This is a genomic window from Bartonella sp. MR100HLJHH (assembly GCF_042194215.1).
GTDB classification, from domain to species: domain Bacteria; phylum Pseudomonadota; class Alphaproteobacteria; order Rhizobiales; family Rhizobiaceae; genus Bartonella; species Bartonella grahamii.
The window spans coordinates 264328-273642 of the sequence record NZ_JBHIMR010000002.1; the positions used below are offsets into that span (position 1 = coordinate 264328).

Annotated in this window: 6 protein-coding genes; 3 read left to right on the forward strand and 3 right to left on the reverse strand. The window is 36.5% G+C overall.

Features of this window, described 5'->3' with window-relative positions:
- Positions 1 to 80: 80 nt before the first annotated feature.
- The 3 genes from ACFIJ7_RS02445 (at position 81) to ACFIJ7_RS02455 (ending at position 6760) form a co-directional block, all read left to right on the forward strand.
- A complete protein-coding gene (locus tag ACFIJ7_RS02445; protein WP_375635646.1) occupies positions 81 to 587 on the forward strand; it encodes a hypothetical protein in 507 nt (168 codons plus the stop codon).
- Positions 588 to 3889: 3302 nt separating this feature from the next.
- Positions 3890 to 4333: a hypothetical protein gene (locus tag ACFIJ7_RS02450; protein ID WP_375635647.1), complete on the forward strand. Its 444-nt coding sequence runs from the start codon at positions 3890 to 3892 to the stop codon at positions 4331 to 4333.
- 1668 nt (positions 4334 to 6001) lie between these two features.
- Positions 6002 to 6760 carry a DUF4167 domain-containing protein gene (locus tag ACFIJ7_RS02455; RefSeq protein ID WP_375644532.1) on the forward strand — a complete coding sequence of 253 codons (759 nt, stop codon included), beginning with the start codon at positions 6002 to 6004 and terminating at the stop codon, positions 6758 to 6760.
- 1287 nt (positions 6761 to 8047) lie between these two features.
- Here the strand turns inward: ACFIJ7_RS02455 and ACFIJ7_RS02460 are convergent.
- From ACFIJ7_RS02460 to ACFIJ7_RS02470, 3 genes are all read right to left on the reverse strand, one after another.
- Entirely contained in the window at positions 8048 to 8497 is a 450-nt protein-coding gene (locus ACFIJ7_RS02460; protein ID WP_375644543.1) for a hypothetical protein, read from the reverse strand.
- Between the two features lie 44 nt (positions 8498 to 8541).
- On the reverse strand, positions 8542 to 8907 hold the full coding sequence (locus tag ACFIJ7_RS02465) for a hypothetical protein (RefSeq protein ID WP_375635665.1): 366 nt from the start codon (positions 8905 to 8907) through the stop codon (positions 8542 to 8544).
- Positions 8908 to 8975: 68 nt separating this feature from the next.
- The coding region (locus ACFIJ7_RS02470; RefSeq protein WP_375644533.1) for a hypothetical protein at positions 8976 to 9315 on the reverse strand (340 nt) is incomplete at its 5' end.

Genomic DNA, 9315 nt, shown 5'->3' on the forward strand with positions numbered 1-9315 from the left:
GAGGAATGCAAGAGCCGTACAACGGAAAAAGATATTCAAATGCTTAATACGCGTTTAGCTTATCAAAAAAGGGGAATATAATGGCACTTTTTCCATTTTCTATTGCTGATATTGATGATCCTGAATGTATTCGTGTGGTTCTTTATGCTAGCGGAAGAATGGGACATGCTCCTTTAAACGCATTGTTGAAGAAAGCATATGAAGATATTACAAAAATTTTAAAGCGCATGGATGCTTTAGCAAAGCGCATGGATGCGTTAGAAAAAAAATTAAATACTCTAGATCCTACCAAGGTCGAACAGAAAAAAAATACGAAAAAAGAGAATCAAGACAGTATTAATAATGTTGTGAGTGCTGGAATAACGACATCGAGCAGTATAGTGAGCGGATCAGAATTTAAAATAGAAGCATTGTCCGCTGGAGACATATTTTTTTCTCCAATAAACGAGACGCCAAAAATAGACTACAGCTCTTTTGTTTCAAAACTTACAGCACATGAGCCGCTAGAAATACACAGTAATGTTAGTCAATACATGGGTGTTGAGCAGTCTAGAGGGATTTCTTCTTTGTTTAAAAAGGAAAAATAGAAAAGAGTGGTCATAACAAACTGATTATAACAATAGGTATGGGTTGAAGCTATAGATCAGATGCACCTTATTTATATCTTCGGTGGGGTGTGGAATTGCACTCTGTTTGAGATGTTAAAAAAAGGTAAAAGTTGTTGCAGGAAAGTTGATCATGAGTTGTTGGGGAGATTAGGGCGCATATTGAAATCTAAGGGCAAGTTTTTAAAGCCTACAGAGAAAGGAGCTGTGCCCAAACAGAAACGCGTGGCAAAAGAAGTTTGTAGACGATAGAAAATCTTGCAATAATTTTAAAAAGCTTTTGGATAGAGCGTTCAATGATTTTAAATTTATAAACAATTTGCTGTTTCTACGCTTTTTTAAAAGAGAAAAAAAGCAGTTTAGTGCAATTTTAATTTGCCAAAAATCCCATAAAAAGAAAAATTTAATTGTCACAAGAACAAAAGCAGAAAAATTCCTATAAGAAAAAAATGCGTGTCATTATATCTTTTCTTATAAAGAAGAGCAATGTTGTACTGTTTGAGCAGGCTTGAAGGCTAAAATTTCACTTGTTTTCTTATCAAACAAGATTGTACAAGCGGTTGTTGATTTGTCTTATCCTGCTTATACTGTAAATACTGTCCTTTCAGGTGTGATGATATAAGGCAAGCCTCTTTGTAAGAGCCTAAATAACACAAAAAGTGTTTTTAAAGGTGTGCCAAATATTTAAGGCAGGGCTTATTTGTTGAGCTTTAAGTTTAAGTAAATCACATGTGGGAAAGCTAAATGGACCTCGCTATAATCCGAGCTATTAATAGATCAGATTGGGTGAAGCCTCGTCTTTTGAAGTGGTGGATGCAAGTTAAGAAAAATTATCTTTTACAAGCGTAAAAGAACGGATTTTATTATAATTATGGACTTTAACCATGTGTGTTTTTCATGGATGATATTGAAATAAAGCTACAAAGTATTTTGATTTATTTGATACGTTTTGATTTTAGAAAGTGCGTTGTTGCAAATGACTTCCATTAATACGAAGGCGTCATTATTTATACTCTTTTTGGATAAATTTTATAAATATAATTAAAAAGCTTGCAATATTATACGATTTGTGTATAAGTATTTATTATTGATTTCTTTTGTATTTTATTTTAATTATATCTCTATTCATAAGCCGCGCCATTTAAAGGTGCGGCTTTTTTCTGTTTAATAGCAGGGGTGCTATATATCTATTATTGAGGTGGCTTTGGATATTTTTTTCATTATTGTATTTTGTGATTTCGTTTTGCAGTGAAATCTCTAAATTCTTGAGTGTTTTATCCCAATAAGGAAGATTCAAAATAAAAATGCAGGTATCTGTTTATTTTTTTTGCGTTGATTATAATGGGGGGCGTTGAATAGTTAAAGAATGTTTGTTACTGTTTGACGGAGAGTGATATGGGTGAAGCGTAAAATGGTGGCGCACTTGAAGGTCCATTATCATACATGCTCGCATGATCAAAAATGCAAATGTGTCTTTTACAGTGTTTGTTGATCTCGATTAGAAAGTCCATTCTTTTCTTTGTTTGGAGTTTTACATCAATAATTTCTTATCTTGTTGTCGTGCTGCCTTTTGAGAGTGTGGTGATAGAAGGCATGTAAGATTTTATATATTGAAGTGTTTGTGTGTGGTAAATATGAGGGGTGTTTTTTCGTCATGTGATGAACTCTTCGGGCGGTGGGGATTTTGTCCATAAAGCGTCATAAAATATCACTTTTTGTTCTGTGGTGATAGAGATCCCACGAGGGGGAAAGAAGAAGGGGAAAGTCAAGTGGATTTTGTGAGCCAATCATGTAAACTGGAACGGATTCCATGCGGATATAAATCAGGCTTTGTTTGTTGCATATAGCGCTATTTGTTGCATAACTTGTGATAGCCAATTCTCTAAATAAAGGGATTTGACCGGTAGCAGAAAAAAGAAATCATTACGAGATAGCAAGTGTGCTTGTTTCAGAATGTCTAATGCTTTTGCATGACAAAGGAACGCGAAACTCTGTCACGTCGTCCTTTCATGTTTTCGAGTTCAGGGTTGTCCATATATTTCCTTCAACTTGATCTTTATGCATAGGACGCAAGGGAATTGGAGGCAAGAAATTAGGATGAACATTTTGGGACAAGCAAAAAGCCAATATGTTACGCTCGTTGTTTTACAGCATGTTTGATAAAAAGCTAGGACATCTTTCCAATCCATTATGTGTGTAACCTTAAGGCGTTGTTTTCTTAAGAGAGTACAGAGCTTTTTTGTTGCTTGTCAAACAACATCAAATCTCAACGCTACAGCATGTTTGAGAGAAAGAAGAATGAGAATCCTACAGATTCAGAAGGGCAAAACTCTCTGAGTGACTCCAGCTTTTGTAAGCTAGACTTTATGTATGACAGATGGGGGCTGTATTTGAGTGATTGCTGAAATAGAGAGACAGCCTTATTGAGAAAAATATAAAGGCATATTAATCACTCTTTGTGCTATCATTTTTTTTCTTTATAATTTTCAAAACTATCTATAGCAATATTATTTAAATAATGAAGATAATGCCTTATGCCTTTGTGTATCGCGTGTCTTTTTGGGATTATGCCTCTCACATAAAAACAGAATGCCCCAAATATTATTTGTCTCCGAATATATATTTATTGCATATTTACGGACTTGTTTTAAAGAGATATCCCACTCCCAAGTCCCTTTCACAAGAACACTCGTCAATGGTATAGGGGTAAAGCCCCTATGAAATGGATAAAACTTATAAGGTATCTCCCTCATCTTTATGCTTCATAAAAGTGCAGGTTGGTATTCTCATATATTTTTCCAACTCCCAATGTTACGAAAGCCTTGGTTCGTGAGACGATTCATAAGAGGTATATGCCTTTTTTGTACAGTTTTTAATCCACATGCCAGCTCCGCGTGTAACATGCAAGAAAAAGAGTTTGATTCAACAGCAAACAGATTGAGGATGAAAAATCCTATGGTATTCGGGTCTCTCATTCAATATGCAAAACAATAAATAATCTTTATAAATCAATGTGATATATCTTAAAGAAGACGAATTGTTTATAGAGCTGCATGGATGAAGAATCTTCGTCTTTTAAGGTGATGAAAGAAAATTATAATCCCTATTTTTTCATAAAGGGCATGAGAAAAGTGTTTCACAAAAATTTTATACGATAAAAAAAGAGAGTCTTTTGACATAAGAGTCTTGATCGTTTGCCGCTATAACCTGTATTGTGTATACAGATGCTTCTATCATTTTTTGCTGTAAAAGCTTCTCTTGGGATGTTAAAGGGTACAATCTTTATGGAAAAAAGAATCCGTGCAAGGCAAAAGGCTTATTTCAAAAGATTATATCGCAAGATTGCTTTTGTTTGCATAATACTTTTTTGTGTAGTGATTTTGTGTTTTGTTGTTGCAAAGGTGATCAGTTATTTTTCTTCTCATAAAAAAATAACACAACAAGCACCCGTTGAATTGGTTATTCCTGTTTTTGATCTGCGCGTATATTGCAAGGAAATTTCTGCTTCCGTTATGCCCGATATGAAAAGAGAAGTCTATCAGCATTGTCTTAATTTGGAAAGTGAGGCCTATTTTGCTATTCGTGAAATGTGGGATCAGCTTTCTGATACTGCAAAAAAACAATGTTTGACGTTGGTACGACCTGGGGATGGAAATTATTTTCTCTTACGCGATTGTTTTCTCAATGAAAAAGAAAATAAAAAAGGCAAAAGACGCAATTACTTTTAAGTTTTTATACGGAAAGTTAAAAGGATGCGAATTTTGATGAGAAGATAAAAACCTCTTAAATTACGATCTGCCTCGAGACCAATAGCAATTTGATTTATTTATCTTGTTATATCACACTTCTTATTTAAGATGTGGCGACATAAGGCATGGATGCCTCCTTGAAATGTTTAAGGGGGCGTGGTGGAGTTTTAGGAGGATTTGTTGAGCTTTTTTAAGGGAAATAACAGGTGTGGGAAATCCATTTCGTAATGGTTCTGGTGAAGGGTATAATGGTAAAGCCCCCATGAAGTGTATAAAATTTATAGAGCATGTTCATCTTTACGTTTCAAACAAGAGTAAGCCCCAAGTACCACTTACACTTTGCGAGCTTTCAATGGTGTTTGCTGACAGCCCTTGAGCCTTAGAGATGGTTCATAAGAGGCACTTTTAGCCTTTCTTTATCGTTTTTACTCCACACAGGCTTTTCCGTGTGTAACATGAAAGAAAAAGAGATTGATTCAATAGCAAACAAATTGAGGATGAAAAATCCTAGGGTATTAAGTTTTCTTACTCAACACAAAAAATATGAATGATCATTATAAATCAATTCAGTGTACGAATTTTACAAAAATTTTGATTGTTGACAGAGCAGTGTGACTTGAGAACCTTCGTTCTTTGAGGGCGTAAGTCAATAGAAATGACAAAAATGAGTAAAAAAGAAACATTCCTTTTATAAACATTCAAGGCTGCTTCATGCGTAAAGTGCTGTGCTGGGTTTACAAATGTGCTTGTTTTATAATTCCAGTTTTCTTTATCAGAAAAGATAAGAGAGGAAATGCGTTATGCCATTCTTATTGATAGTTTTTGAGAAGAAGCTGATTTTTAGGAAAGTGTGACATATTGGTCATTTTTTTCATAATTTGATATTTTTTTGTATTTAAATATTTTGCTTTTTAAGCTCAATTTGTTATAAATAAAAACTGTGATTAATTTAAAAACTCCATGGGTTAAAATAGAAATTGATAGTATCTGGCTTATTTAGGAAAGAAGATTAATCTCTTGGTGATTATAGGGCTTGAATAATACTTCGTATTAATCTATCTATAAAAATCAAGAGGTTTTGTGAAGCGATCGTGGATTATCGCTCGCAAGGGGTTGCTTTAGCGATGAAGAGAGGCTATATATCATAGGATAAAGAGGTTCGCGCAGTGACTCGTTGGGATGGAAGTGCTTGTGAGTTAAATGCACGAGGGGGTAGAGGGTATCGGCGTTTTTAGGAGCGGTGGTTTTAGAGCAAAAAAGGAAGCTTCTAATATTCTCTGGCAGGAATTTTTCTTTGTCAGGTGTGTTGTATGTGTGTTTTCCTTTTTGTTTTCCACAAGATAATTATTTTTTTAGTGAAATATGGTTTATTTTAAAAAAAACACTTGGCATTTTATGTGAACATCATTAGGTTTCTGCTGTTTAACAGAGAAAGAGGGAATTTTTGATTTACGATTTCCCTGCTGTTTTGTGATTTTCAAGAAAATATATGCTTTTATCAATATCAGTAGGGTTCGTTTGAGTAAAATAAACGCGGATAGCTTGATAACCGTATGTTAAAAATGATTAGCATTATCAAAAGGTAATGCAATGAGGAAGAGTCAATTAAGACATACATTAAGACAAACACTCCAAAAAGGGATAAAGATGAGGCCACAACAAAATAGACGGGTACGCGGTCGCAATAATAACAATAATGGTAATAACAATAATAATCGTCGCGGTCCTAATCCGTTGTCTCGCAATTATGAAAGCAGCGGTCCGGATGTTAAAATTCGCGGGAATGCTCAGCAAATTGCCGATAAATACATAAGCCTTGCGCGTGATGCACAAGGTGCGGGTGATCGTGTTATGTCGGAGAATTATTTACAACATGCCGAGCACTATTTGCGTATTATTTTAGCAGCAGCTGGACAAATGTCTCAATCAGTTCGACGTGATGAAAATCGTGGTGATGAAAATCGTGATGAAAACAACGAGCAAGAATGCGGTGAAATAAATCTTGACGGTGAAAAAAAGGATGCTGTTGAGGGTGATACAGATGTATTACAGATGCCGTCGCAAAAAAATGGTAATGGCCAATATGCTAAAACGCAAAATGGGGATGCGCGTGAAAATGCTTTAGAGGCTCTATCGGATGAAAAAACGGATCAAGAGCACTGTCACTCTGAGAAAAATGTTGAACCTGTCAAAAAAACACGCCGTTCTCCCCGTCGACGTACTGTACGGACCCAACAAGATGAATCATCTCTTGAGCTTTCACTTACAACAGCAGAAAGCACGAGCAATGGAGATGCATCAACAGCAACAAAAGAGGTTTCTTCGTTGCCTGGATTAGGTGAGGGAATACAGAGAAAAACGCGCCGTCGCCGAGTAGTCAATCTTGAAGCAGAGGAAAATGTTTAAACCTGAAGGGTGCTGTTTAAGCGCTTGTGGTGATGTTATTAGTATCATGATGGTGAATTATATATGCTCAAGAAGCTTTTTGCGCTTCTTTGAATTTTCACGGTCAGTACTAGGAACTTAACGAAGGGTGTTGACAGAAAAGATTGCCCCTTTGCTGGGATTTAAGTAAGGGGATACAGAGAAAAACGCGCCGTTGCCTAAGTGGTCGCATCTTGAAGCAGAGGAAAATGTTTAAACCTGAAGGATGTTGTGTAAGCGCTTGTGATGATGTTATTGGTATCATGATGGTAAATTATATATGCTCAAGAAGCTTTTTGCGCTTTCTTTGAATTTTCACGGTCAGTCCTAGGAACTTAACGAAGGATGTCGACAGACAAGATTGCCTCGTTGCTGGGATTTAAGTGGGGGGATACAGAGAAAAACGCGCCGTCGCCTAAGTGGTCGCATCTTGAAGCAGAGGAAAATGTTTAAACCTGAAGGGTGCTGTTTAAGCGCTTGTGATGATGTTATTGGTATCATGATGGTAAATTATATATGCTCAAGAAGCTTTTTGCGCTTTCTTTGAATTTTTACGGTCAGTGTCAGGAACTTAACGAAGGTTGTCGACAGACAAGATTGCCTCGTTGCTGGGATTTAAGTGAGGGAATACAGAGAAAAGCACATCCGTGTATTTTAAGAGACAGTTCTTGTATAAAGAACGCAATGTCGTTGTTTTATTTATTGACACTTATATTTAATATTGTTCAATGTATTTATGCCCATTTTGCGATGGTGCTCATGAATTCTATCATGTGAAATCCATCGGTTATCTTTGCTTAATAAAAGATGTAAGCTGGGCGTTATAGCTTTAATTTTCAATGTTGCAACAGTTCTTCTTTTGATACCGGATCATTCATAAGAGGTATTTTTATTCATCCATTTCCTTGCTGGGATATGTGAGCAAATGATTTTGATTCAGTTTCTCATGAACAGATTTGAAAGGGGAGAATCCTACAGTATTTGAGGTTCTCGTTCGACATGTAAAATAAATGATCACTATTAAATTAATATGTTGAATTTTTGCACTCAAGAAGATGTCTTTCTTGTACGTTCATTAGAATTTTCCTAAGCGATGTCAGTTTGCTTAAGCATGGGAATGCGTTGATAGAAAGGTTTCTTCTTTTCCAAGATTAGGTCAGGAGATACAGAGAAAAACGCGCCGTCGCCCAAGTGATCGTATCTTGAAGCAGAGGAAAATGTTTAAACCTGAAGGATGCTATGTAAGCGCTTGTGGTGATATTAGTTTGCTTAATGAGGCATTGTTTCCGATATTTCTTTTTTTGTTTCAACAGAAAGAACGGCGATTAATGCACCAGTGTGATAATTGTAAATCATAAATTTTGTTTGTCTATCAGGGGTTAAAACTTTCAGTACAATATTGTGTTCTGAGAGGCTTTGCGACAAAATCTGTGTTTTTTCCGGTAGAGAGAGCGTATGATTGATAACGTGTGGGGTTTTGCTGGGAGAGGAAGATAACTCTATTTGTTTTGGCGCTGATCCGGTTGCGACCACTTTATAAACAATTAAAAACAGTACGGTTAGAATAAGGAAAAGCGTTATTAAAACGGAAATAATCATTAAACCCATAAGTTTTTTTCTCACTCGTTCTACAGCAGGATCTAAAGGGAGATCTTGAGGCAGAGAGTTTTGCTCTGTGTGATGGTCTTTTGAAGGTTGCATTCGCTTATTATCCATCATGTCTTTCATTGATTATTTTTTTGAGATCTGATGGGTTTATGCTTTTAAAGTTTTTTGTGCAAGAGATTTGTGGAAGAAGAATGCAAAAGAGGAAGCGATGTTGGTAAAATACCTTCTTTCTGGACTGTAGATATCTTGTTATTTTCATTTTGGCTTTTAAGCAGGAAATTTCCACGGTTTGTTACAGACCAGATCAATTTTACTTCTTGTTGATGTAAATCTGCATGGACGTCTATACATTGGGCAAAAATTTGTTGTCCAGAAAATGCAAAATTTTTTGTGGACGGTATCATGGATTGTTCACATGCTTGAGCCGTTGGATAGATTTTAACCATTGTATTGTTCGAATAGCAACTATTGAAATCATCTGTACATGAAACTAATAAGAGGATAAAAACAAGGGGATTCATCAATTATTTTCCAAATGAGAGGTTGACAGCATGGGCTCCAATTTGTCAGCCTAGGGGCTTCTTCACCGTTAAACGTTTTTACAGTTTTTTAGTTCCCCCTTTGAGATGTCCGTTCCCCCTTTGAGATGTCCGTTCCCCCTTTGAGATGTCCGTTCCCCCTTTGAGATGTCCGTTCCCCCTTTGAGATGTCCGTTCCCCCTTTGAGATGTCCGTTCCCCCTTTGAGATGTCCGTTCCCCCTTTGAGATGTCCGTTCCCCCTTTGAGATGTCCGTTCCCCCTTTGAGATGTCCGTTCCCCCTTTGAGATGTCCGTTCCCCCTTTGAGATGTCCGTTCCCCCTTTGAGATGTCCGTTCCCCCTTTGAGATGTCCGTTCCCCCTTTGAGATGTCCGTTCCCCCTTTGAGATG

Coding starts and splice junctions, on each gene's coding strand:
- ACFIJ7_RS02445 (WP_375635646.1), top strand. CDS start 81: ATGGCACTTTTTCCATTTTCTATTGCTGATATTGATGATCCTGAATGT.
- ACFIJ7_RS02455 (WP_375644532.1), top strand. CDS start 6,002: ATGAGGCCACAACAAAATAGACGGGTACGCGGTCGCAATAATAACAAT.
- ACFIJ7_RS02465 (WP_375635665.1), bottom strand. CDS start 8,907: ATGAATCCCCTTGTTTTTATCCTCTTATTAGTTTCATGTACAGATGAT.
- ACFIJ7_RS02460 (WP_375644543.1), bottom strand. CDS start 8,497: ATGATGGATAATAAGCGAATGCAACCTTCAAAAGACCATCACACAGAG.
- ACFIJ7_RS02450 (WP_375635647.1), top strand. CDS start 3,890: ATGGAAAAAAGAATCCGTGCAAGGCAAAAGGCTTATTTCAAAAGATTA.